Annotated in this window: 22 protein-coding genes and 2 pseudogenes; 17 read left to right on the forward strand and 7 right to left on the reverse strand. The window is 58.6% G+C overall.

Going from position 1 to position 23,046, the window contains the following annotated elements:
• Positions 1–388 precede the first annotated feature (388 nt).
• The gene (locus MUU54_RS20160) at positions 389–685 is read left to right on the forward strand and encodes a type II toxin-antitoxin system TacA family antitoxin (protein ID WP_118852099.1); all 297 of its coding nucleotides are present in this window, start codon (positions 389–391) and stop codon (positions 683–685) included.
• The gene (locus MUU54_RS20165; RefSeq protein ID WP_247245794.1) at positions 685–1,179 is read left to right on the forward strand and encodes a GNAT family N-acetyltransferase; all 495 of its coding nucleotides are present in this window, start codon (positions 685–687) and stop codon (positions 1,177–1,179) included. The genes MUU54_RS20160 and MUU54_RS20165 overlap by 1 nt, the downstream gene beginning before the upstream one ends.
• A gap of 400 nt (positions 1,180–1,579) precedes the next feature.
• Here the strand turns inward: MUU54_RS20165 and MUU54_RS20170 are convergent.
• From MUU54_RS20170 to MUU54_RS20190, 4 genes and pseudogenes are all read right to left on the reverse strand, one after another.
• Positions 1,580–1,957 (reverse strand): annotated as a pseudogene (locus MUU54_RS20170) (SLAC1 family transporter); the annotation flags it as partial.
• A 165-nt stretch (positions 1,958–2,122) separates the two neighbouring features.
• Positions 2,123–3,355 (reverse strand): MFS transporter, encoded by a 1,233-nt coding sequence (locus tag MUU54_RS20180; RefSeq protein WP_247245761.1) that lies wholly within the window; start codon positions 3,353–3,355, stop codon positions 2,123–2,125.
• 58 nt (positions 3,356–3,413) lie between these two features.
• Positions 3,414–4,172, reverse strand: coding sequence for an SDR family oxidoreductase (locus tag MUU54_RS20185; protein ID WP_247245762.1), 759 nt, complete (start codon positions 4,170–4,172; stop codon positions 3,414–3,416).
• A gap of 121 nt (positions 4,173–4,293) precedes the next feature.
• Entirely contained in the window at positions 4,294–4,713 is a 420-nt protein-coding gene (locus MUU54_RS20190) for a winged helix-turn-helix transcriptional regulator (RefSeq protein ID WP_247245763.1), read from the reverse strand.
• Between the two features lie 119 nt (positions 4,714–4,832).
• On the opposite strand from MUU54_RS20190, the gene MUU54_RS20195 reads away from it, so the two are divergent.
• The 3 genes and pseudogenes from MUU54_RS20195 (at position 4,833) to MUU54_RS25255 (ending at position 7,007) form a co-directional block, all read left to right on the forward strand.
• Positions 4,833–5,852 carry a zinc-binding alcohol dehydrogenase family protein gene (locus MUU54_RS20195; protein ID WP_247245764.1) on the forward strand — a complete coding sequence of 340 codons (1,020 nt, stop codon included), beginning with the start codon at positions 4,833–4,835 and terminating at the stop codon, positions 5,850–5,852.
• Between the two features lie 93 nt (positions 5,853–5,945).
• A complete protein-coding gene (locus tag MUU54_RS20200) occupies positions 5,946–6,254 on the forward strand; it encodes a putative quinol monooxygenase (RefSeq protein ID WP_247245765.1) in 309 nt (102 codons plus the stop codon).
• A gap of 40 nt (positions 6,255–6,294) precedes the next feature.
• Positions 6,295–7,007: pseudogene (locus tag MUU54_RS25255) on the forward strand (SDR family oxidoreductase).
• Positions 7,008–7,083: 76 nt separating this feature from the next.
• Here MUU54_RS25255 and MUU54_RS20210 read toward each other — a convergent pair.
• On the reverse strand, positions 7,084–7,881 hold the full coding sequence (locus MUU54_RS20210) for an SDR family NAD(P)-dependent oxidoreductase (RefSeq protein ID WP_247245766.1): 798 nt from the start codon (positions 7,879–7,881) through the stop codon (positions 7,084–7,086).
• Between the two features lie 122 nt (positions 7,882–8,003).
• Here MUU54_RS20210 and MUU54_RS20215 point away from each other — a divergent pair, with 122 nt between their 5' ends.
• From MUU54_RS20215 to MUU54_RS20250, 8 genes are all read left to right on the forward strand, one after another.
• Positions 8,004–8,966 carry a GlxA family transcriptional regulator gene (locus MUU54_RS20215; RefSeq protein ID WP_247245767.1) on the forward strand — a complete coding sequence of 321 codons (963 nt, stop codon included), beginning with the start codon at positions 8,004–8,006 and terminating at the stop codon, positions 8,964–8,966.
• 105 nt (positions 8,967–9,071) lie between these two features.
• Entirely contained in the window at positions 9,072–9,890 is an 819-nt protein-coding gene (locus MUU54_RS20220; RefSeq protein ID WP_247245768.1) for an alpha/beta fold hydrolase, read from the forward strand.
• A 69-nt stretch (positions 9,891–9,959) separates the two neighbouring features.
• Positions 9,960–10,496: a carboxymuconolactone decarboxylase family protein gene (locus tag MUU54_RS20225; protein WP_247245769.1), complete on the forward strand. Its 537-nt coding sequence runs from the start codon at positions 9,960–9,962 to the stop codon at positions 10,494–10,496.
• 354 nt (positions 10,497–10,850) lie between these two features.
• Positions 10,851–12,041, forward strand: coding sequence for an ROK family transcriptional regulator (locus MUU54_RS20230; RefSeq protein ID WP_247245770.1), 1,191 nt, complete (start codon positions 10,851–10,853; stop codon positions 12,039–12,041).
• A complete protein-coding gene (locus MUU54_RS20235) occupies positions 12,025–12,831 on the forward strand; it encodes an ABC transporter permease (protein ID WP_247245771.1) in 807 nt (268 codons plus the stop codon). Before MUU54_RS20230 ends, MUU54_RS20235 begins: the two co-directional genes overlap by 17 nt.
• The gene (locus MUU54_RS20240) at positions 12,824–13,591 is read left to right on the forward strand and encodes an ABC transporter ATP-binding protein (RefSeq protein ID WP_247245772.1); all 768 of its coding nucleotides are present in this window, start codon (positions 12,824–12,826) and stop codon (positions 13,589–13,591) included. Before MUU54_RS20235 ends, MUU54_RS20240 begins: the two co-directional genes overlap by 8 nt.
• Positions 13,592–13,631: 40 nt before the next feature.
• Positions 13,632–14,585, forward strand: a complete 954-nt coding sequence (locus tag MUU54_RS20245; RefSeq protein WP_376742221.1) for an aliphatic sulfonate ABC transporter substrate-binding protein — start codon at positions 13,632–13,634, stop codon at positions 14,583–14,585.
• A 58-nt stretch (positions 14,586–14,643) separates the two neighbouring features.
• On the forward strand, positions 14,644–16,194 hold the full coding sequence (locus MUU54_RS20250; RefSeq protein ID WP_247245773.1) for a sulfatase family protein: 1,551 nt from the start codon (positions 14,644–14,646) through the stop codon (positions 16,192–16,194).
• Positions 16,195–16,309: 115 nt separating this feature from the next.
• On the opposite strand, the gene MUU54_RS20255 is transcribed toward MUU54_RS20250, so the two are convergent.
• On the reverse strand, positions 16,310–17,212 hold the full coding sequence (locus MUU54_RS20255) for a LysR family transcriptional regulator (protein WP_247245774.1): 903 nt from the start codon (positions 17,210–17,212) through the stop codon (positions 16,310–16,312).
• An 87-nt stretch (positions 17,213–17,299) separates the two neighbouring features.
• On the opposite strand from MUU54_RS20255, the gene MUU54_RS20260 reads away from it, so the two are divergent.
• From MUU54_RS20260 to MUU54_RS20275, 4 genes are read left to right on the forward strand one after another with little or no spacing between them, the layout of a single operon-like run.
• Complete coding sequence (locus MUU54_RS20260) at positions 17,300–18,877, forward strand: sulfatase (protein WP_247245775.1); 1,578 nt, start codon at positions 17,300–17,302, stop codon at positions 18,875–18,877.
• The gene (locus tag MUU54_RS20265; RefSeq protein ID WP_247245776.1) at positions 18,831–19,814 is read left to right on the forward strand and encodes a Bug family tripartite tricarboxylate transporter substrate binding protein; all 984 of its coding nucleotides are present in this window, start codon (positions 18,831–18,833) and stop codon (positions 19,812–19,814) included. The genes MUU54_RS20260 and MUU54_RS20265 overlap by 47 nt, the downstream gene beginning before the upstream one ends.
• 56 nt (positions 19,815–19,870) lie before the next feature.
• Complete coding sequence (locus MUU54_RS20270; protein ID WP_247245777.1) at positions 19,871–20,359, forward strand: tripartite tricarboxylate transporter TctB family protein; 489 nt, start codon at positions 19,871–19,873, stop codon at positions 20,357–20,359.
• A 7-nt stretch (positions 20,360–20,366) separates the two neighbouring features.
• Positions 20,367–21,881, forward strand: a complete 1,515-nt coding sequence (locus MUU54_RS20275) for a tripartite tricarboxylate transporter permease (RefSeq protein ID WP_247245778.1) — start codon at positions 20,367–20,369, stop codon at positions 21,879–21,881.
• Positions 21,882–22,003: 122 nt separating this feature from the next.
• Here MUU54_RS20275 and MUU54_RS20280 read toward each other — a convergent pair whose 3' ends face one another.
• Complete coding sequence (locus MUU54_RS20280; protein ID WP_247245795.1) at positions 22,004–22,954, reverse strand: LysR family transcriptional regulator; 951 nt, start codon at positions 22,952–22,954, stop codon at positions 22,004–22,006.
• Positions 22,955–23,046 lie beyond the last annotated feature (92 nt).

A 23,046-nucleotide genomic window follows, 5' to 3' on the forward strand; every position in this document is an offset into this window, starting at 1 on the left:
GGCACACCAGGCGCGTGAAGGTGGGCATGTCTTCCGACCGAAGCTCGTAGACGACCGCCTCGGGCCGGGAGCGGCCCCATCCGGAGCGGCACTTGTTGCCCTTGATTTTACTGAGTTCCAGCGAGACGAAAATTGCTCCAAGATCATTGGGGGTAGCGGTCTGTGCTTGAGTTTGATCTGCTGTCATCGGCATGATTGGCCTCCAGAGCGTTTTCTAGCGACCTCACTCTGCCACGGTGCCGGCCGCTACTCACCCCTGATGGGATCTCAAGAGCAAGAATGACTAGGTTTGATGCGCCGACAAATACATTCGTAACGACACCATCGTTACGGCTCTTGTAACGATGGTGTCGTTACGCTACATAGCGTTAGCACACAGGAGTTGCCCATGCCGACGTCACACACCAGCAAGAATGTGAACGCAAGTGTTCCATTGAACATCCGTATCAAGCCCGCGACGCGCAATCTTATTGACCGCGCGGCTGAGTTGCTCGGCAAGACGCGCACGGATTTCATGTTGGAAGCCTCTGAACGGCGAGCTGAGGAAGTGCTGCTAGACCGCACCGTCTTCACAGTAAGCCCCGAGGTTTATACCGAATACCTTGCTCGCCTCGATGCGCCCGCCCAGTCGAATGAGCGGTTGAAGCGCACAATGTCGACCAAAGCGCCGTGGGACGAGGCGTGATACTAACTGCGCCTGCTCCTTTAGCCGATAATCATGAACTGGACGACTTTGATTCCGGCGTTCCACAACTGGACGATTGGTTGCGTCGACGAGCCCGTGCCAATCAGGCAGGTGGGGCATCTCGTACGTTTGTGGCCTGCGAGGGAAATCGCGTTGTTGCCTACTACGCCCTCGCCTCCGGCGCAGTGAAGCCGCCAGAGGCACCAGGCCGTTTCAGGCGAAACATGCCAGACCCGATCCCAGTTGCAGTACTTGGTCGACTGGCTATTGATCTATCTTACCAGGGCCGAGGTCTAGGTCGGGCGTTGGTCCGTGATGCAGGCCTGCGCCTGCTTAATGCCGCCGAGATACTCGGTATCCGAGGCGTACTGGTGCATGCGATTTCGGATGACGCGCGTGCCTTCTATGAAGCTGTCGGATTTCTGCCTTCTCCGTCCGATCCGATGATGCTGATGATCGGATTGAAAGATCTCAGCAACGCACTGAACGCGTAGACGCTATCGTCGAGCGTCGTCCAGGTGGGAAGAGCAGGTCGAGAGCGCAAAGAGCCGACATTCGCTTGAAAGCTCGGTGAACCGCCGATGCCTCGCAGCGGCGACGCTTGATCCAAAGGTCGGCGCGATCTGTCATGCGTCAGTGAAAACTTAATGAAGGCGCCGGCTTATGAATTCCGAATAGCAGGTCACAGGTTCATATCTCATCAAGGCGAAGACGCTGATCAGGCATGCCGTCCGCACCACCGACGGCTTGCGCCCGACAACCGGCAGCCCGATGTTTAACGTGCTTTGGTATGTTCCCAAACCAGCTCATGCCTTTCGCACTCGCAGTTGAGCCAGAGCGCAAGTGCCAGCGCGATACAAGTCACTCAAGCTCGTGTGGCCGGCGGACCTGCTGTTAGCAGTTGTCCCTTTGTCGCAAACGAATTGTTGCCATAGCAATGATCAGCACGGCTAAATTGGCAAAGATGAAGAGCACAGGTGCAAGAACGGTGGTAGCGCCGTGATCGCCTTTGACAGCCAGTATCGTGCTGGCGGCGGCCAGTGCAGTCGAGCCGAAGGTGAAGGCCCAGAACGATGGTGAGAAACCTTTTTCCATAATCCACGGTAGCATCCGCACGAGCAAGATCGCCTGCAGCATCGCATAGCCGAGCAACGCGTGCGCGAAGATGTCTGTAAGCCCGCCGCCGACGGAAAGGTAGGCAACAGCGCCAACGGCTGGAGGTGCTAGTTGGATACCAAGTGTGGCACGGACACTTGCTGGCATCATCTGTCCAGAATATAGGCGACGTCGTCTTCGTGTTGGACTGCCTGACGCGGATACCGATTGTCGCGAACATCCGCTCGAGTTCTGTGCTCAGTCAGGTCAAATATACGACGCCGCTACCGACATGACATCTGCGGTAGCGCCGTTTTCTGACCTTGATGCAAGAGACGCGGATTAGGTTCCGTTCCGCTTCCAGATCACGTTCAGAGCCAAGGCGATCAATTCCATCACTGCGGCCGCCGCACCAATCATCCAGACATCACCCGCCGCGATGATCCCGGCGCCGATGGCGCTGCCTATGGAAAAGCCGAGATACATGGTGGATGTGTTGAGGGAAAGCGCGACCGAAGCCTGACTCTGGCCACCCGCGACGAGCAAACGGGCCATCTGGGCCGGAAAGAAGGACCAGACGCTGAAGCCCCATCCCGCGACGGCGAGAAGTGCCAGAAAAGCGGCAGCCTTGCCCGGCAGTGCCGGGGTTACCGCCAGAGCTGCGAAGGAGAGGGCGAGCACGACAAGTGAGAGGCTCGCAACCTTGAGCGATCCGAACCGGTCGTTGAATGCGCCCCCAGTGAAAACGCCGAGTGCCGCGAATATGCCCCAGAGCGTGACTGTTGCCGCAATGCCCCTGTCGGCGAAGCCCAGTGTCTGGGAGAGATAAGGGGCGATATAGGGATAGGCCGTGTAGGCGCCCATCGACCAGAACAGTGTCACCGAGAGGAGTTTCAGAACGGGAGCCTGGCGGATGACGCCGATACGGTCAGCAATGCTTACGATGGCCATATGCGCACCGGCATTGCGTCCAACGCCTGTCAGGATGCCGATAATCGCGACAGCCCCCATCGCGGCAACCATGAGGAATGTCGAGCGCCAACCGAATGCATGACCGATGATCGAACCAAGCGGCAGGCCAAGTGCAATCGCAATTGTCATGCCGCCGCTGACGATGGCAAGCGCACGCCCCCGTTTTTCTGTCGGTACAATCATGCCGGCAAGAGCATTGGCGTTCGGCGCATAGAGACCGGCGGCGACAGCCATTAGGATACGAGCAAACATCAGCGTGCCGAACCCGGGCGCGAAAGCCGCAATCAGATTGCCGACTGTGAATATCGTCATGGCAAGCAGCAATGTGTCCCGCCGGCGCAGCCCGCCGGTAATGACCGTTGCGATAGGAGAGCTGAGCGCTAGCACGAGGGTAAAGACAACGACAAGCATGGCCGTCTCGGAAAGGCTCATGCCCAGATCGGCAGCGATGGTCGGCAACAGGGGGGCTATCATAAAACCCTCGGTACCGATTGCGAAAGTACCGAGTGCCAGGAACCATGCCGGCAGCATGGATGGCTCGGGCTGCCCCAAATGCTCGCCCTTCAAGGGAATGGCGGATTTCAGATCATGTTTCTGCAGCATGTAAACCTCCACCAAATGCCCGGCTGCCTTGCGGGCAACCGGGTGACGGCCTGCCCTGTCAGACGGGGATCGGGTTGGCAGCGAGAGACCCGTTGAAGGCGTTGAAGAGCGCGTGCTCCCCGCTGCCCGGATTGTCGCGGATGGCCTTGATTTCCTCGACATAGATTTCTTCCGATTCCGTGCCGAGGCCCTTCATGGTCTTCTCGATGAAGATGTCGAGCGGCATGGCGCGAGGATCGCCGCTCTTCTTGACGAGGTCGGTATCGACCCACGGCGGCGCGATTTCCTGGACGCGGACATTGGTGCCGCGCAGCTGGAAGCGTTGCGATAGCGCATAAGAATGCAGCGCTGCCTTGCTGGCGGAGTAGACAGCGGTGGAGGCCAGCGGAAGGTAGGCCAGAACGGACGTGTTGTGAATGATCGTGGCCTTCGGCTGAGCCTTGAGATGATCGATCAAGGCCGAGGTCAGGCGGATCGGTCCGAGCAGATTTGTGTCAATGATGCGGCGCGACTGGTCGTCGTCGATCCTTGCGCTCGCATCGTCAAAGGGCATGATGCCGGCATTGTTGATCAGTACGTTCAGCGACGGGTAGTTCTCGATCAGCCGGGCTGCCACGCGTTCGATATCGGCAGGATCAGCGATGTCGAGCTCGATGCCCTCCATCCCCGGATTGGCAGCGGTGACCTCGTCAAGAAGTGCCTTGCGTCGCCCGGCAATGATGACCTTGTTGCCGAGCTGGTGAAAACGCTCTGCCAGGGCGCGGCCAATGCCGGACGTTCCGCCGGTGATGAAGATCGTGTTGTTCGTGAGTTGCATGGGGTCTCTCCTTCTGGTCATGCGGCCAACGACCGCGCTTCGATGGAGAGATCATGCCGCATCCCGCCGGCGACTGAAATGACATGTAAACGTCAATTTCGGACGCAGCTACTTTCGTCATTCATAAGGGCGCTCGGGCATCTGTTTGTTCGGTGCGGGTCTCAGCAGCAGCCGACTCCCGCGGATCAAGGCCACGCGGCTTGCCGTACAGGCTGATATTGGCGTCACCCCAGTGTTTGAGTGCGAGCAGGATCGGCTCCATGCTACGGCCAAGCTCAGAGAGACTATATTCCACCTTTGGCGGTACCTGAGCATAGACCTTACGCTCTATCAGTCCATCGTCTTCGAGCTCACGCAACTGGTTGGTCAGCATGCGCGGCGTCACGTTGGCGATATGTTTCCGCAGCTCGTTGAACCGCAACGTTCCTGACAGCAGGTGAAAGAGCACAACAGATTTCCATTTACCGTCGATGAGGCCGATGGCGGCTTCTACCGAACAGCCGGGAGAACAATCGAAGCGAGAATGGCGGGCTTTGGCCATAACAGTATACTTTCCGACACTACGTGTAAACTTTGTGCGTATTGCGTCTCAATGATAATAGCTCATTTTAGCTCCACATCAATCGACAAGGAAGTCGATCATCATCGAAGGAGCAGATCATGAAGGCCATTGGTTACAGGACGCCCGGCGCAATCGAACGCGAAGACGCGCTGCAGGACATTGAGCTTCCCCGGCCGGTTCCGACGGGCCGGGACATCCTCGTCGAGGTGAAGGCTATCTCGGTCAACCCGGTCGATACGAAAGTTCGCAAGGGCGCCAGTCCGGAAGCCGGACAGTGGAAGGTGCTTGGCTGGGATGCGGTCGGTACTGTTGTGGAAGCCGGACCCGCAGCGAAGGACTTCAAGATTGGCGATGAGGTGTTTTACGCCGGCTCTCTAATCCGCCCCGGAGCCAACAGCCAGTTTCATCTTGTCGACGAACGCATCGTTGGCTTGAAGCCGAAGACACTCTCCGACGCCGAGGCGGCAGCCTTGCCTTTGACAGCCATCACGGCCTGGGAAATGCTGTTTGATCGACTGGATATCGGCACGCGCGTGCCGGGTGTAGCAAATGCCATCGTCATCATTGGCGGCGCTGGCGGGGTCGGCTCGATTGCCATCCAGCTCGTGCGAGCGTTGACCGATGTCACCGTCATTGCCACAGCCTCCCGGCCGGAAACGCAAAACTGGGTGAAGACGCTTGGTGCCCATCACGTGATCAATCATTCCAAGCCGATCGCGGAACAGGTGGCAGCTCTCGGCATCGGCGCGCCAGCCTTTGTCTTCTCGACGACGGAAACCCATCGCCATCTGAAGGAAATCATCGAACTCATCGCGCCGCAGGGCCGTTTCGGATTGATCGATGATCCGGACAACCTCGATGTGCTTGGCTTCAAGCGCAAGGCAGTTTCCATCCATTGGGAGCTGATGTTTACGCGCTCGATCTTCGAGACCGCCGACATGGCCGAGCAGGGTAGGCTGCTGAACGAGGTGTCTCGTCTCACCGACGAGGGCAATATCCGGACCACCGTGACCGAAGTTTTGTCGCCGATCAACGCCGCCAATCTGCGCAAGGCCCATGCCGGCCTCGAAAGCGGTAGGACGAAGGGCAAGGTGGTGCTTGAAGGGTTTACCACCTGAGGCAGCCAGGTTCGAGGCAGTGAAGGTGCGACGCAGCTTTCCGCCTCTTCCATTTCCAGCAAGTTTCTTTCTTTGAACGAAAGGATGACTGTCATGAGTGTGCCACTCACTGACCAAATTGAACTCGTTGCGTTCTTGAAGGCGAAGCCGGAAAAGCGCGCAGCCCTTTTTGACGCATTGGCTGCCATAGTGCCGGAAGTCCGCAAGGAAGACGGATGCCTGCGATACGACCTGCACGTCGAGCGCGATGATCCGGACATGGCGGTTATGCTGGAAAGCTGGCGGGATGATGCCGCTCTCAATGCCCATGCCGCCGGCGCACCGTTCGAGTCGCTTGCCGAGCGTCTGGATGACTTGCTTGCCGAACCGCTGCGTTTGCATCGACTGCAGCGACTGGCCTGACATCGCGAACGTCTTCAATTTCCCATAGAAAGGAAGAGCCATGAGCTCGCTCAATCACCTTCGCGTTCTCATCGTCGGCGGCAGTTCGGGTATTGGCTTTGCCGTTGCCGAGGCGGCCGTTGCAGCCGACGCTCATGTCACCATTGCCTCCCGCTCTGAGGATAAACTGGTGACCGCCGCCCAGCAGTTGGGTCCCGGAACCGAGACCGCAGTGCTGGATACGGCGGATGAGGCGGCGCTTGAGAGCTTCTTCGCCTCACACGACGTTTTCGATCACGTGGTGGTCTCCGCAGCACAAACGCCAACCGGTCCTTTGCGCAAGCTTGCTCTCCATGACGCAAAATCGGCAATGGAGAGCAAATTCTGGGGCGCCTATCGAGCTGCCCGTGCTGCCGGTATTGCGGAGGGGGCTCGCTGACCTTTATCTCTGGCTTCCTGAGTGAGCGGCCGTCCGCTTCCTCCGTTCTCCAGGGGGCGATCAACGCAGCGCTTGAAGGTCTGGCGCGCGGTCTTGCCCTTGAATTCTCCCCGGTGTGCGTCAACACCGTCTCACCCGGACTGATCAACACGCCGCTGTGGTCGAGCTTGGACGACAAAACAAGGGCGGCGATGTTCAACCGCTTGTCGGAAAACCTCCCGGCAAAGATCGTCGGTAAGCCTGAGCATATCGCAAATGCGGTTACGTTCCTTATGAGGACGCCATTCGCGACCGGCTCCAATGTCCGGGTGGATGGCGGCGGCGCGATCGCCTGAACCTTACGCCGACACAGACTAAGGTGGGGGATGGCCGGCTCCGGCCATTCCCCCAAAAGTGTCTTCAAAAGGAGGCTTAGCCGTGCGTGGTATACCTGTCTGCCGGGCGCGCACTGGACAGATGCGGCAACATGGTAGCCCGCGCATCCTCCCAGCGATCCCACTCGGAGGCTTCCATGAGGGAGGGGATGGTGGCGAATTCGCCGCGATCAAGGCCTATGAGCGCTGCATCGACGAGATCCGCAGCCGACATCACCCACTCTGGCGGGAGGTTGCTTGCTGGAAGCCCGGCAATGTCCCAAAACTCGGTTCCCGTTGCGCCAGGAAGCACAACCTGAACAGTGATCCCTGTCTCGTGCAGTTCCTTGCGAAGCGACTGACTGAAGGCCAGCAGGAAGGACTTGGTGCCGCCATAGACGCCGTTCAAGATTTCTGGTCCGATCGCCACAATGGAGGAGATGTTGACAACGGTACCCTTGCCGCGCTGCCTGAAGAGCGGGACGATGGCATAGGTGAGACGCATCGGCGCCGTGACATTGATGGCCACCATGGCCTGCATCTCGGAAACGTCGGCAGTCGCCAAAGGCGCGGCACTTCCGAAACCTGCATTGTTGACGAGATGCGTGATGGTGTCGTCCTGCGCAATGACCCTTTCCACAGCCGCCAAGCCGTCTTCCGTGCCAAGATTCGCAGCCAAGGTCCGGACGGAAACGCCATAACGCTGCGTCAGGGCGTTGGCGACATCCGTCAGCCGGGCGAGATTGCGCGCCACCAGAATGAGATCGTGGCCGCGGCGGGCAAAGCGATCGGCATAGACGGCGCCGATTCCGGATGATGCGCCCGTAATCAGAACGGTTCCGTTGGTGTTGCTCATAGTTGGCTCCTTCAAGGATGGATGGGGACGGGCAGTCCCGTGCTTCGATGAAATGAGATTAACTATGGACGTCCATGGCTGGAACGATATAGAAACAGCAAAAAGAGACAAAGGAGGCGGGCATGCGCCACATTGGCTTCATTATGGAGGATGGGTTCCAGGTGATGGGGATGGCGGCCTTGACCGCCTTTGAATTTGCTAATGAGACCCTCGGCAGTGAGGTGTATCGCCTGACTGTCATGTCGGAGAAGGGCGGGCCGATCCGCTCGTCGCTTGGCATTTGTATCGAGACGCATCCGCTTGCAGATTTTCCGGATACGCTGATGGTCGTCGGGGAGTTGCTGCCGAAACCCGTCTCTCCCGTGTTGAGGGACTATATCGCCCGTGCGGGTCGTGAAAGCCGCAGGGTGGCCGGTGTCTGCACCGGCGCGTTTCTTCTGGCCGAGGCCGGCCTTCTAGATGAAAAAAGCGCAACCACCCACTGGGCTCACGCGCGCAGCCTGCAGGAGCGGTTTCCCAGCGTTAACGTCGATGACGATCGCATCTTCATCCAGGACGGCTCGATCTGGACGTCAGCAGGCATGAGTTCTGCTATTGATCTGACGCTGGCACTGATCGAAGACGATCATGGTGCCGACCTCTCGCGGTCTATCGCCCGCAAGCTGGTGGTGTATCACCGGCGGCCTGGAGGGCAGTCGCAATTTTCCGCGCTTCTCGAACTGGAACCGCGTTCGGACCGGGTGCGGCGTGCTCTCGTCTATGCCAAGGAGCATCTGCGCAACCCACTGACGGTGGAAGAACTGGCGGAAGCCGCAAGTCTCAGCCCACGCCAGTTCAGCCGCATCTTCCGCGAAGAGACAGGGCAATCCCCCGCCAAGGCGGTGGAGCGGCTCCGGCTGGAGGCGGCGAAGGCCATGCTGGAAGATGGGCGCCACCCGCTCGACATTGTTGCTCGCGATACCGGCTTTGCCGACCGCGACCGGATGCGCCGCGCCTTTCTGCGCTTTTTCGGCCAGCCGCCACAAAGTCTGCGCCGCAGTCTGAAGCTGATCGAAGGTGTCGAGGATGAGGATCTTGTAGCTTGACTACCCATGTCCTGAAATGACGTTTCTCCATCATTTCAGACACTCCCTTTCGATCGTATCTTCCTTTCACCAACAAGCCCACGAGGTTGATGAAAGGAAACAGACATGAACCACCCGACGCAGATCGACCGGATTGAGAGCAGTCATGGCCGGCCCGCTATTCGGCTCGATGGTCCGGACGGAGGTGTTCCGCTTCTTCTCCTGCAGCGCTTTCGCGGCACCATCGATGATTGGGATCCGGCCTTTATCGCGGCAGTGTTCCGTGACCGCCGTGTTATCCGCTTCGATAGTGCCGGCATCGGTCGTTCGCAAGGCACTGTGCCGCACACGATTGGGGGCATGGCGGCGGTTGCGGCCGAAGTAGTCTCGCTGTTGGGCCTGTCTCAGGTCGATCTGCTGGGTTGGTCGCTTGGTGCGGTCGTTGCCCAGCAGTTCGCGCTCGACTTTCCCCATCTGATCCGCCGCCTGATCGTTGCGGGCTCGAGCCCAGGGCCTGTCGCCGACGGCCCGCAGCAGCATCCGCGGGTACCGCAGGTAATGACAAAGAGCGAGAATGATGAAGATGATTTTCTCTTCCTGTTCTATCCCCCAAGCGAATGCGCCACTGCGGAGGGTCGAGCCTCGCTCGCCCGTATCAAGTCGCAAGCTGACCGCGGGCCGGCAACATCGGCGCCGGCGCTGATGGCACAGGTGAAGGCGATCCCAGCCTGGTCAGGCGTCCTGCATCGGGACGGCGAATTGCGACTGCCGATGTTGGTCGCCAACGGCGCGCTTGATGTGATGATCCCGGCCTATCGCTCTTATGTGCTTGCACAGCAGGCACCCGATGCCAAGCTCATACTGTATCCGGGTGCTGGTCACGCTTTCCTCTTCCAGGACATCGAGGGCTTTGCCCGCGATATCGAGCAGTTTCTCGAAGGCTGATCCGGCAGCAACCGGACGCCGAATCCTCAACCTCATCAACTGACCAAAAATGGCCCAAGGAGAATGATCATGTCTGCTATTGCCACTCTGTCTGATGACGAAGTCACACCACATGTTGCCGAGGTTTTTGCCGGAGAAAAGGCATCCATGGGAAAGGTGCCCAACCTCTTCCGCGTTCTCGCGCATGCTCCGGCCGCGCTGGATGTTTATACCGGCAGCAAGCGCTTTTTGCATGATGGCGTGCTAAGCCCGCAGGCGCAGGAGCAGATTGCCATTGCGGTCGCCGCTGCCAATGGCTGTGATTACTGCCTTGCCGCTCATACCGGTGCTGCCCGCGCCGTCGGTGTTTCGGCAGAAGACCGCGCCTCAGCACAGAGCGGCCGCACGTCCGATGCGAAGATCCAGGCTGTCCTTGATCTGGCACTTGCCGTCAACGCGACGCATGGGCAAGCCTCGGCTCCGGCCCTGGAGACGGCCCGCTCCTACGGTTTGTCGGATGCGGAAATCCTGGAAACAGTGGCGCATGTCGCAATCAATATCCTGACCAACAGCGTCAACAACATCGTTGGCACGACGCTCGATTTCCCGAAGGTCGAGCGCGTTTGAACACAGTGGAGGCGAGGCAGATGGGGGGCCGGATAGCGACCCCCCCTTTTACTATCGCGGCTTACCGTAAGTCTCGTCAAAAAACCCGTCACACCAGTGGTAAGACTTTTCGAGATCAAGGGAATTGAATATCTTCTTGCAGTGCGAATTAGGGGGTCGACGCTTCGGTTCTGTTCAAGAGCAGTGAAGTCGTGCAATTTAGATTGATAGGTCGCAGGCGCCTTCCATCTGCCCCCGGGTCACGGATCGTGGTGAACAGGATACGGCAGGAGAGGACTATGAGTGTGCGAACCAAAGGCACTTGACGCCCGGTCGGATATATTTACTAAGTAAGAAAACTAAGGATGTGGTGTCGTGGCAAACGGAAGCGGAGAGGTACTGACCGGGCTGCGGAACGAAGGGGCTATGTCTCGCGCTGAGCTCGCGCGTGTCACCGGAATATCGTCTGCAGGTGTGACCAAAATCACCGCCCAATTGATGAAAGAGGGTCTTCTCAGGGAGCGTCAGCTTCTGGGTATTGCAAGCGTCGGGCGCCCTCCGATCACGGTAGAGATTTGCACGGATGCGAGGTGGGTTCTAGGGATCCATCTCGGAGCCGGTGAGGTTCATGTTGGGCTGTCGGATCTGGCACTCAATCTTGCTGGCACCCGCAGCATGACCTTTGATCTTGGCGAGCCGGTTGACAGCTTGATTGCTCGTGTCTCCAATCTCGCACGCGATGTCCTGAACGATAGCAAGGTCGCGCGAAGGGCCATTCTTGGCGCAGGTGTCGGAATTCCGGGAAGCGTCGACCCAGCCCGAAGAGTGAATGCCCATTCTGTCCTGACGGGATGGCGCGGTATCGCGTTTGCCGACGCCTTTGAGGATGCCCTCGATCTTCCGGTCGTGCTTGAGCACAACGCGACCGCGATGGCCATGGCCGAAGCCTGCTATGGAAGCGGGCGTGCCGCTGACAGCATTCTTTACTTACTTCTTGGCAAGGGCATCGGTGCCGGTTTCGTACAGACGAACGGAATCGAGCGGCGCAATGCCGTCGAGATCGGGCATGTGGTGGTGGAGCCAGGAGGCGGCCCCTGTCGTTGCGGCGGCCGTGGCTGCTTGGAACCCTTCTTCTCCGAGGAGCCGCTCCGCGATGCTGCTGGTGATCCAGATCTGCCCCGTGCGGCGCTGCTCGGTGCTGCGATGCGTTCTGCCAAATGGCCTAAACTCTACGAGTATTTCCTGCAGGCGCTATCTACGGCGGTGACCCTTCTGGGCCCAGAGCGTATCGTCCTTGGCGGCGATTTCAGTCATGCACCGGACGTGTTCCTGGAGGCACTGCGCAAGGATCTGCCTTTGAGGGTCATGCCGCAGCAGCGCATCAAGCTGATGGTCGAGCGGACGAGTCTCGCCGAACCGGTCGGCGTCCTCGGTGCTGCCTGCGTGGCGCTGGAGCAATTTCTGTATTTGAACGGGCCGCCGTCCTCGGCGCGCAACGTCGTTCGCCAAGGAGCGCGTGCGCAGGTTCGGCGAGGGGGAGGAGGAATGGATGAGTATCGCAGTTGACGACGACCTGACCGAAAGAAGCAAGGAGAACCTGCTTCGCCCGGAAAGATTTCTTTGGGGGATCCTGTCTTTCGCATGCGGCATAGGGCTGTGGTGGCTCGCGACGGTTTCGGGCCTTTCTGTGCTACCGAGCCCATGGACTGTGCTGATGCGCATGATCGAGCTCGCATTCTCCGGCCAGCTTTGGCTGGATATGTTTGCCTCGCTGCGCCGTGTCTTGATTGGCTTTCTTTTTGGCTCATTGATCGCCGTGCCCGTGGGTTTTCTCATGGGCTGGTACAGGATCGCCCGGGCGGTGATCGATCCGTGGATCCAGTTCTTTCGCGTGATCCCGCCGCTTGCTATTATCCCGCTTGCCATCGTCACGCTCGGCATCGACGAGAAGCCGAAGATCTTTGTGATTTTTCTGGCGGCTTTCCTCTCGTCGGTGGTGGCGACCTATCAAGGCGTCATCAGCGTCGATCGCACCTTCATCAACGCCGCTCGGGTTCTGGGTGCAAATGACAGGGTGATCTTCGCGCGCGTGATCATACCGGCATCCACGCCATTCATTCTCGTTGGGTTCCGGATTGGCCTTGGCTCGGCCTGGGCAACAGTCGTTGCGGCCGAACTGATTGCCGCACAATCGGGCCTCGGGTTTCGGATGCAGCAGGCCCAGCTCTATTACGATCTGCCCACCATTTTCGTCAGTCTCATCGCCATTGGGATCCTGGGCCTCATCATGGACCGGATCGTTGTGCGTGCCGAACAACGCCTGACGCATTGGCAGGAGAGGGTCTATCATGACTGAGCTTCAACCAAAGATATCGTTCCAGCATGTCTCCAAGAAGTTCGGCGATGGCCTCAAGTCATTCATCGCGCTGAACGACCTTTCTCTCGACATCGCCGACGGCGAGATTATCACCGTCGTCGGACCTTCCGGCTGCGGAAAATCCACCGCAATGAACATCGTGGCGGGCTTGATCGACGCATCTGCCGGTCAGTGCCGCGTCTCCGGCAATTCGGTCAAGGGTCCGGGGCCGGATCGGGGCGTGATTTTTCAGCAATATGCGCTGTTCCCGTGGCTGACAGTGCTCAAGAACGTCGAGTTCGGCCTTAAGCTGCAGGGCATGGGACGGGAGGAACGCCGTAAGCGTGCTCTGCACTATCTGGAACTCGTCGGGCTCAAGGAGTTCGCTGACGCTTATCCGAAGACGTTGTCGGGAGGCATGAAGCAGCGTTGCGCCATCGCAAGGGCCTATGCAGTCGATCCGAGTGTTCTCTTGATGGACGAGCCGTTCGGTGCGCTTGACGCACTGACGAGGGTCAAGCTGCAGGACCAACTTCTGGAGACCTGGGCCAAGGACAAACGCACGGTGATGTTCATTACCCATGACGTCGATGAAGCCGTCTATATCGCACACCGCGTCGTCGTTCTTGCCGCCCGGCCGGGGCGTTTGCAGGAGATCATCGACGTTGATCTGCCGTTTCCACGCAACGAGGAAATTCGGCTGTCACGCGAATTCGCTGCGATCCGAAATCGGGTCTGGCGGGCAGTCTACGACCAGTAGGGCATCACCACATGAACAACCAGGAGGAGGATCATTCATGTTGAAGAAAATCATGTTCTTCGCTGCAGCGTCGCTTGTCGCCGTTTCCGGGGCGGCACGGGCAGCAGACGTCGACACGATCAGGATGGGATATATCGCCGACTACTTCGGAACCAGCGTTGCAGCGATTGCGACCGAAGAAGGACTTTGGGCCAAGCATGGTCTTGAGGCCGACCTCAAGGTCTTCACCAATGGTCCGATCCAGGTCCAGGCGCTCAATGCAGGCTCATTGGACTTCGCCTATATTGGCCCAGGCGCGTTGTGGCTTCCGGCCAGCGGTCAGGCCAAGGTCATTGCTGTCAACGCGCTAGGCTATACCGATCGGGTGATTGCGCAGCCGGGCATCGAGAGCATCGCGGATCTCAAGGGCAAGAAGGTTGGCGTCCCCGAAGGCACTTCCGGCGACATGCTTCTTCGCCTGGCGCTGGAGAAAGCCGGAATGACCCTCGCCGACATCGAAGTCGTTCCGATGGATCCATCGACCGTGGTGACGGCCTTTGCTTCGGGGCAGGTCGATGCGGCCGGCATTTGGTACCCATTTGTCGACGTCATCAAGAAGCGCGTTCCGGAGCTCAAGGAACTGAGTTCGAACGAGGACTTCTTTCCGGATATTGCCTTTCCGTCCAGCTTCATCGTCAGCGATGAAAAGGCCGATGACGCGGAGGTCATCAAGAAGGTCAATGCCGTGATCAAGGAGGCGATCGACTTCCGCCGCGACAACCCGGAAGAGTCAGTCGAGATCACCGCGTCCTTTCTCAACGTGCCGCAGGAGCCGCTCATGGCAGAATCCAGCCTTGCCCGTCTGCCTTCGAGTACGGAACTGGAGGAGCTGACCCGCGAGGGAAAGGTGGCCAACTGGTTCGACACTCTGGCCGGTCTCTATGCCGATTTCGGCAAGATCGAGAAGCCACTGCCCGCATCGGAGTTCTATCTGGGCAGCCTCTACGCCGAGTGACAACTTCAACGAGGCCGCTAGCGCCGGCGGCCTCGGCTTTTCAGGCAAAGGACTTAGAATGAAACGCCCCAACATCATCTTCATCATGTCCGACGACCACGCCTCGCGCGCGATCTCTGCCTACGGGGCAGGCATCAACCACACGCCGAACCTCGACCGCCTGGCCAAGGAAGGGATTCGACATGACGCGACCTACGTGACCAATTCGATCTGCACGCCGTCACGCGCGGCAACTCTTTGTGGCACACATAACCATGTAAATTGCGTGACGACGCTGGAAACGCACATCGACAACCGCCTCCCCAACGTCGCGAAGTCGCTACAGGCCAGTGGCTACTCGACCGCGATCTTCGGCAAGTGGCATCTGGGTGAAGGCAAGGCGCACGAGCCGAGAGGGTTTGACGAATGGGCTGTCGTGCCGGGGCAGGGGGACTATTGGGACCCGGCCTTCCATTTTCCGGATGGTTATCGTCGGGTCACCGGCTATGCGACTGATATCATCACCGACATGTCGATTGACTTCATCGAACGTCACAAGGACCAGCCATTCTTCCTGATGTGCCATCACAAGGCGCCGCACCGCAACTGGCAGTATCATCCGCGCTACAAGGACATCCACGCGCCTGGCTCGATCCCGCTGCCTCCTACGTTCGATGACGACTATTCCAATCGTGCCGCTGCCGCCGCCGCCGCCAAGATGCGGGTCCGGTCCGACATGCTCTATGATGATCTCGGCCTTGTGCAACCGGAAGGCGGATCCGAAATTGCTGGGGATCTCCTCGTCGACTATTGGCAGATGCGCAAGATCCCCGAGCTTCAGGACGGCGAAACGATCACGGTTACCTGCGCGGAGACCGGTGACAGGCTGACCTTCCACGATCCCAAACCCTTTGCGGAATTCAAGTACCAGCGCTACATGTCGCGTTACCTGCGTACGGTGCAGGCAATTGATGACGGCGTCGGTCGCATGCTCGATACTCTGGACGAACTCGGACTTACCGAGAATACCGTCGTCGTCTACACGTCAGACCAGGGCTTCTTTCTGGGAGAGCATGGCTGGTTCGACAAGCGCTTCATGTACGAAGAAAGCTATCAGATGCCCTTCCTCTGCCGCTATCCGGCAGAGATCCCGCCAGGCGGTGTATCGAGGGACATTTCTTCCAACGTCGATTTCGCACCCACCTTCCTAGACTGGGCCGGTATTGCGATACCAAGCTATATGCAAGGCGTATCCATGCGAGAGGTTCTGCGGGGGAATACACCAGCTGACTGGGATCAGGTCGCCTATCACCGCTACTGGATGCATAATGACGAGATCCACGAGGCGTGGGCGCATTACGGCGTGCGCGACCCGCGCTACAAGCTGATCTACTGGTACAATAAGGATCTGGGGCAGGCGGGCGCGCGTCCTAACGAAGCTCCGCCGGAATGGGAACTGTTCGATTGTGAGAAGGACCCGATGGAACTGAAGAACGTCGCTGGTGATCCTGCCTATGCAGAGGTTTTTGCCGAAATGCTCGCCAAACTGGATGCCAAGCAAGCCGATATCGGCGATGTACCTGAGCATGATACTGCCGCCGTGCTGGCAAGCCTGCGCAAGGGTGCCTGAGGGTTTATGCTGCCGTTCATGAGCCTTTGCAAGGAGCGGCAGCATCCGGACGATCACCTCAAGAGACGATTAGTGGGGGGAAGACGCATCGGGATGACGAATGTTGTTGCCGGCTTCATAAGCCACTTGGCTGTTGTAAACACTGCCGGAGCAGCGCCACGGGTCTCGAGTTGATCAACGAGGTCTTGCAGATCAACTCGATGTCTAGCTGCCACAGCGCTTCGCTTGTTCGTACGGCATCAAGTCCTTCACGGCGAGCCCGTGCCACGATCATGTCGCTGACGATCGCGTAGTAGTCCGAGTTTGCGAGTACGCCGAACATGATCGTGAGTGAGGTCGTTTGGAGCACGGGCTTCAACTGAAAAGAGTTCAAGGCCCCAAAACAGCTCTGAGCCCTGCGTTCAAATTCCTTGTCCTCGACAAAGCCCACGCGCCTGAAGGCGCTCAGCGTTTGTCGCGTTACGGCGTGCTCAAAAAGCAGCGGGTGATCTTTCCGGCAGATGACCAGCATGTCACTCTTGTGGATCGGCAGGCTGCTGAATTCCTCGTCCAGTGGCATGTCCGGACGCGCGGCCACGACCACGTCGATATTCCTCTTGGACAGAGATTGCAAAAGGTGATCGGAGATCCCGGTCTCGACGCTGATCTCCATGGTGGGCAGGTGGTTGTGGAGCTGCATCAGTGCGCCAGGAAAAACGCTGACCGCGACAACCGGACCGACCCCGATCCTCATCATCCCGCGAAGGTTTGCGTGTAGCTCTTTGATGTCCAGGGAAGCAAAACGCGCTTCCTGATCGATCGCACGCGCATGTCGATAGAGCCTGATCGCCGCATCCGTTGGGTCTAGGCCCCTTGGACCCCTCCTGAAGAGCTCGACGCCCAGATCCTCCTCGAGGAGCTTTAGGCTTTTTGTCAGGGCGGGCTGCGTCACACCCTTCTTGTCGGCCGCCACATGCATATTTCCAGCTTCATAAAGAGCCAGGAAGTTCTCCAGATGTCGCGAGACCAACAGGCGCATTTAATTACCCAGAGTTATCAGAGATCAACCAAAAGGAATTTTTCTTTATCACATTCGCACCGCAATGTCCTCGCCCAGGAGGAATTTATGCGCACCATTTTTGTCCTTTTCGATTCCCTCAATCGTAGCGCCATGGGTGCCTATGGCAGCGAGACGGTAAAGACACCGAATTTCGATCGCTTTGCGTCGAGAGGGGTGACGTTCGACAGCCACTATGTCGGCTCGCTCCCGTGTATGCCGGCAAGAAGGGATTTGCACGCGGGCAGGCTGAATTTTACGCATCGATCCTGGGGCCCGTTGGAGCCCTATGACAACTCGTTTGCCCAGATCCTGAAAGACCACGGCGTCTATACGCATCTGATTTCGGATCATCTTCATTATTTCGAGGACGGCGGTCACGGCTTCCACACGCGCTTTTCAAGCTATGACTTTATCCGCGGCCAGGAATACGATCCGTGGGTCGCCATGGTCGAGCCCCCCCTGGAGCGGATCAAGGCCCAGTTCGACGAGCGCCACTATAGCACGACGAAGCGTGACAAGCGCCTGCAGCACGCCATAAACCGCCAGCAGATCGTCAGGGAGGAAGACTTCCCCGGTCCGCGTTGCTTCGCGTCTGCATTTGATTTCCTCGATAAGAACAGGGGCGCAGACAACTGGTTCTTGATGTTGGAATGTTTCGATCCTCACGAGCCGTTCCATGCTCCGGACCGCTTCAAGAAGGCATACGAGACCGGACATCTCGGTCGTATTCTCGATTGGCCGCACTATGATCGCGTCGTCGAGAGCCCGGAAGACATTGCCGAGGTCCGCGCCAACTATGCGGCATTGGTGGCGATGTGCGATGATTATTTCGGGCGGCTGCTCGATTACCTCGACGAGCACGACATGTGGAAAGACACCTGTATCGTGCTCTCGACGGATCATGGTTTCCTGCTGTCGGAGCATGGCTGGTGGGGCAAGTGCCGGATGCCCTACTACGAAGAGGTGTCGCATATCCCGCTCATCATCCACCACCCTGCCTATGCCGGGCAGGCAGGCAGCCGTCGAAGCAGCTTGACCCAGACGATGGACCTGATGCCGACCTTCCTCCAGATATTCGGTCTGGAGCCACCAGGGGAGGTGACGGCGAAGAGCCTTTTGCCGCTACTGGAGCGGGACGCCCCGGTTCGGGACGCAGCCGTGTTCGGAGTCTTTTCCGGCCCGATCGGAGTGACCGATGGGCGCTGGGTCTTGTATCACTACCCGCCCGACGTCACCAGGCAAGGCCTGGTCGAATACACGCTCGCACCCGCTCACATGACGGCACCCTTCACTGTCGAAGAGCTGAAGACGGCACGGCTCGTGCCGCCGTTCGATTTCACCAAGGGTATTCCGCTTCTCGCCATAGATGCCCTGAAGGATGCCAAGCGGGTTCCCAACAATGACGGCAAAGGTTTTGCGGATCTGGGGACACGCCTGTTTGACCTTGTCTGCGACCCCCGTCAAACCCAGCCTGTCGATGAGCCACAGGTGATGCAGCATCTCTACGATGCGATGATCCGCGTGCTTGAGGCTCACGATACGCCGCCGGAAGTTTTCAACTGGTACGAAATAGAGTCCGAACCCATGGGAGGAAAACATGAAGAGACTTTTCGTGCTGGCGACAGCCGTATGGCTGGCCAGTAGCAGCGTTCACGCCGAATTCCCCGAGAGGAATATCGAAAACATCTATCCGTGGGGGCCGGGCGCCACGATGTCGGCCAGCCAGATCATAGCAGATGCGATGGGGCAGGAGCTTGGCGTGAACGTCTCCGTCGTCTCCACCCCGGGGGCGGCGGGCACCAAGGCCTTCTTGACGGCACTGGACAAACCTGCAGACGGCTACACCATCATCGACGGCTATGTGGCGCCACTGGTGCTGCAGCCGATGCTGGGCAAGGCCGACTGGACGTATAACGACTTCACGCCGCTTTGGGCGGCGACATCCAACAGCTTCGCGATCGCCGTGCGCAAGGATGATGACCGCTTCGCCGACTTCCGCGCGCTGATTGCGCATGCCAAGGACAACCCGGGAAAGCTCCGCTATTCGCCCGGCGTGACCGACGCTCTTCCTCACATGGTGGCGGCCAAGGTCATGCAGACCTCCGATGTGGTGGCTCAGGTCGTGCCGTATCCGGAGATTGACAACGCCGTGAAGGATCTACGTGGCGGAATCCTCGATTTCGTTGTGATCAACCCCGGCGTCTACACGACGAACAAGGACGAGCTACGGGTACTGGCCGTTCTCTCAGATCTTGAGGATGCATCCAAGACCTACGGTGGAGCGCCGCTTGTCGGAAGCTTTGACGTGGATCTGGGTATGACTGGGCTTGCCCCCATGGGTTGGAACTGGTGGTTGATCCATAAGGACACACCCGCCGATGTCGCCGCGAAGCTGCAGGACTCTATGGGAAAGGCCGTTGCTCGCGACGAGGTCAAGCAGAAGCTCCTGGACATGGGCTATGTCCCCCTTGGCTACGGACCTGACAAATACAAGGAAGTCGTCGCTCCCGTCGCCGCAGATCTGAAGTCAGGGATCGACGCGATTGCGTGGGAAAAGGACAAGCTGAAGTCAACCAAGTAACATGAGAGGGCGTGCCTGGCGTTCGCCAGCACGCCGTTCGCACGACGGAGGTGGCGGTGTTTCGACGCGATAAGTATGGGTTTGAATGGGCCGCCTGGGTGATGTTCGCCGCAATCCCCGCATTCATCTTCTGGCAGGCAGCCACCTCGCTGGAAGAACAGGGTGCGGCGAGTGGCGGGCCACTGGAGAACGCCGCGCTCTATCCTCTGGTCATAGCCAGCCTGATGATCCTGGTCGTCATCGTCCAGTTCGTCCGCATACTCTTCAGGCGCACGAATCCACCTCAGGAGGAGCAACAGCTGGACACCCCTCGTGCACTGGCTGTGACGGTGCTCTTCATGTTGTATCTGATCGGATTGCCCAGCATTGGCTTCCACATCCTGACGCCGCTCCTGTGCGCCATCATGATGCGAAGCCTCGGCCTGTCGTGGATGAGAGCCGTTTTCGGAGCGCTGGTGCTTTGGCTCGTCTGCTCCTTCGTCTTTGAGGGGCTGCTGAACGTCGTTCTTCCCGTCGGGATGTTCAACCTGGCGCTTTTTAGCTGAGGCTCGTATGCTTGATCTGCTGTATGCGGGGGCATCGCTCTCCTTCAACCTGCATGCGTTGACCCTCACGACGCTCGGAATTCTGGGCGGTCTGATCATCGGGGTGCTGCCCGGTCTTGGCCCCCTGATGGGGATCGTGTTGCTCCTGCCTCTGGCGTTCCATTTGCCTCCCATCCCTGCCATGGGAATGCTGATCGCCATCTATATCGGGGGCTCGGCGGGCGGATCGATATCGGCGATCCTGTTGCGAGTACCAGGCACGCCGCTTGCCGCAGCAACTCTGTTCGACGGCTTTCCGATGGCCCAGAAGGGACGTGCGCAAGATGCGGTGGGCCTGGCCATGACATCCTCAGCCGTGGGCGGCCTTGTTGGCGGGCTCGTGCTGGTGTTCCTGTCCCCGCTCCTGGCGAAATTCGCCCTTCGTTTCGCACCTCCCGAATACTTCGCCATGGCTGTACTCGGCGTCTTGACCATCGCGCTGGTCTCGGAAGGTTCAGCCTTGAAGGGTCTGCTCGCAGGTGGGCTTGGCCTGTTTCTCTCGATGATTGGAACGGATGAGTTCACCAATGCTTATCGTTTCACGCTCGATAGCTTTCGGCTTTCCAGCGGGCCGCACCTGGTGGCCGTCGTGGTCGGGTTGTTTGCCCTGTCCGAGGTGTTCTTTCAGATCCAGACCGGTAATCTGCTGGCACGACCAAATGTGCAACGGCTCAAGGTGACATTCTCGGCGCTGAAGATCCTGGCGCGTCACAAGGTCAATCTCTTCCGCTCCTCTATGATCGGAACCTTCTTCGGGGCCATTCCAGGCGCCGGCGGCGATGTCAGCGCCTTCATCTCTTATGCCACTGCAAAGAAGCTCGCGCGCGCGGAAGAGAAATACGGAGAAGGTGCCGAAGGCGGCGTCGTGGCGACCGAGGCGGCGAACAATGCCTGCTGTGGCGGCGCCCTGATCCCAACCTTGTCGCTTGGAATACCGGGAGACGCCTCTACGGCGGTCCTGATGGGTGCGTTGATCCTGCTCGGTTTTTTCCCGGGTCCGGATCTTTTCCGTGACCATCCCGACGTCGCCGGCGGTATCTTCATCGCTTACCTGATGGGCAACGCGATCCTGCTTCTCCTGGGCACGCTGCTTGCCCCTGTGTTCGGATCCGTTTTGATAGTCCGAAAAGCGTGGCTCCTCCCCGCAGTCCTCCTCTTGTCTACCCTTGGCACCTATGCCCTGCAAAGCTCCGTCTTCGATCTTTGGGTCATGCTCGCCTTCGGCCTCATAGGCTATATTATGCGGCGTGCTGGCTATCCTCTGGCGCCGCTCATCATCGGCATGATCCTGGGAAGCACCATGGAGAGTAACCTGCGCCGTTCCCTGCTTCTTTCCCAAGATGGCTTGATGATTTTCGTCGAGCGTCCCATAAGCGCTCTGATCCTACTCATCGATCTGGTCCTGCTCGTGGCAATTGTCTACTCTACCGTAAGATCGTCCAGGCCATCTGGAGCAGGCAAGGAAGTCGCAGCTCTTCCTTGAAGCGCTCTCGTCGAGAATTCGAAGGCCAGGTGTATGCTAGGCCTCTCAAGCACAACTGGCCACTTCCTCCCGCGTCATCATTGCGAAATTCAGCAGTCTGCATCGACAGCTGTGGGGTGAGGCTAGTTCTTTGTTTGCTCTGTTGAAGGCGGGATGTTCAGGCCAGGTGCGCCGAACGGAGTGGCGCGCTTCAAGTACTCCCGCATGGCTTTGATCGGCGGAAAACCTGCTGAAGATCGATGGTAGGTTATGCCCGTAGGTATGCTCCAGTGGAAGCCCTCGAGATTGATTTCGCGCAGTTGGAGCGTTGAGTAGCTCTTGGCCAAGGGTACCGGCATGCAGGCAATAAAATTATGTTCTACCAGCATTTTCAGGGCGATCTGCAGCGAGTGAGACTGAAGCGCCAGTTGGGGTGCCGGCAGTCCATTCGCTTCGAAGAAACGGTCGATCTTGGCATTTGCCAGTCCCCCGCTGAACAAGCTCAGCCACGGATAGGATAAAAGTTTTTCAGGAGTGATTTCGGCTTCGTCGAACAAAGGGTGCTGGTGCGAAACGAACAGCGAGTTACCTTGATGGTAAAGGATGTCGGTTACAAAATCGCGTCCAAGACCATCGACTTCTGTCGGGATGCCGCCAGCGTAGGCTCTGATATCGCCCCGCTCGAGAAGTGGTAGGAGATCGCCCCCGACCCCGGTCGAGACCGACACGCGCAAGTTTGGGAAACTGGATCTAAGCTCCGCCAGCATGCTCGGGAAATAGACTGCCGAATAGACGGGCCCGCCACCAATCCGCATCTCGCCGCCCAAACCCTTGGTCTGCACTTTCAGTTCAACCAAAGAAGAATTCCATGCCGCTTCAATCTCGCGGGCGCGCTGTTTGAAAAGTTCTCCCGCCTCCGTCAGGCGGACACCGCTCGACATTCGCACGAACAAAGCACAGCCTAGATCCTGCTCAAGTAGACGGATGGACTTCGTCAAAGCTGGCTGGCTGACGTTGATCGCGCGCGCTGCCGCATGAAAGCTACCCTGTTCAGCAACGCTCAGAAAATGGTGAAGCCGCCATATGTGGTGCATGGCCAACCCGATATCTCCCGGTTATCGACGTGACGCTGAGAGGTATTAGCGCAAGTAAGGCGATGAGGCTAGTTTGCCGTTGGGAGGATCTC

The organism is Pseudorhizobium tarimense, from assembly GCF_022968135.1.
Classification (GTDB): domain Bacteria; phylum Pseudomonadota; class Alphaproteobacteria; order Rhizobiales; family Rhizobiaceae; genus Neorhizobium; species Neorhizobium tarimense.

Coding starts and splice junctions, on each gene's coding strand:
- MUU54_RS20275 (WP_247245778.1), top strand. CDS start 20,367: ATGCTTGATCTGCTGTATGCGGGGGCATCGCTCTCCTTCAACCTGCAT.
- MUU54_RS20265 (WP_247245776.1), top strand. CDS start 18,831: ATGAAGAGACTTTTCGTGCTGGCGACAGCCGTATGGCTGGCCAGTAGC.
- MUU54_RS20225 (WP_247245769.1), top strand. CDS start 9,960: ATGTCTGCTATTGCCACTCTGTCTGATGACGAAGTCACACCACATGTT.
- MUU54_RS20195 (WP_247245764.1), top strand. CDS start 4,833: ATGAAGGCCATTGGTTACAGGACGCCCGGCGCAATCGAACGCGAAGAC.
- MUU54_RS20215 (WP_247245767.1), top strand. CDS start 8,004: ATGCGCCACATTGGCTTCATTATGGAGGATGGGTTCCAGGTGATGGGG.
- MUU54_RS20255 (WP_247245774.1), bottom strand. CDS start 17,212: ATGCGCCTGTTGGTCTCGCGACATCTGGAGAACTTCCTGGCTCTTTAT.
- MUU54_RS20280 (WP_247245795.1), bottom strand. CDS start 22,954: ATGCACCACATATGGCGGCTTCACCATTTTCTGAGCGTTGCTGAACAG.
- MUU54_RS20240 (WP_247245772.1), top strand. CDS start 12,824: ATGACTGAGCTTCAACCAAAGATATCGTTCCAGCATGTCTCCAAGAAG.
- MUU54_RS20235 (WP_247245771.1), top strand. CDS start 12,025: ATGAGTATCGCAGTTGACGACGACCTGACCGAAAGAAGCAAGGAGAAC.
- MUU54_RS20250 (WP_247245773.1), top strand. CDS start 14,644: ATGAAACGCCCCAACATCATCTTCATCATGTCCGACGACCACGCCTCG.
- MUU54_RS20200 (WP_247245765.1), top strand. CDS start 5,946: ATGAGTGTGCCACTCACTGACCAAATTGAACTCGTTGCGTTCTTGAAG.
- MUU54_RS20160 (WP_118852099.1), top strand. CDS start 389: ATGCCGACGTCACACACCAGCAAGAATGTGAACGCAAGTGTTCCATTG.
- MUU54_RS20220 (WP_247245768.1), top strand. CDS start 9,072: ATGAACCACCCGACGCAGATCGACCGGATTGAGAGCAGTCATGGCCGG.
- MUU54_RS20190 (WP_247245763.1), bottom strand. CDS start 4,713: ATGGCCAAAGCCCGCCATTCTCGCTTCGATTGTTCTCCCGGCTGTTCG.
- MUU54_RS20210 (WP_247245766.1), bottom strand. CDS start 7,881: ATGAGCAACACCAACGGAACCGTTCTGATTACGGGCGCATCATCCGGA.
- MUU54_RS20180 (WP_247245761.1), bottom strand. CDS start 3,355: ATGCTGCAGAAACATGATCTGAAATCCGCCATTCCCTTGAAGGGCGAG.
- MUU54_RS20185 (WP_247245762.1), bottom strand. CDS start 4,172: ATGCAACTCACGAACAACACGATCTTCATCACCGGCGGAACGTCCGGC.
- MUU54_RS20260 (WP_247245775.1), top strand. CDS start 17,300: ATGCGCACCATTTTTGTCCTTTTCGATTCCCTCAATCGTAGCGCCATG.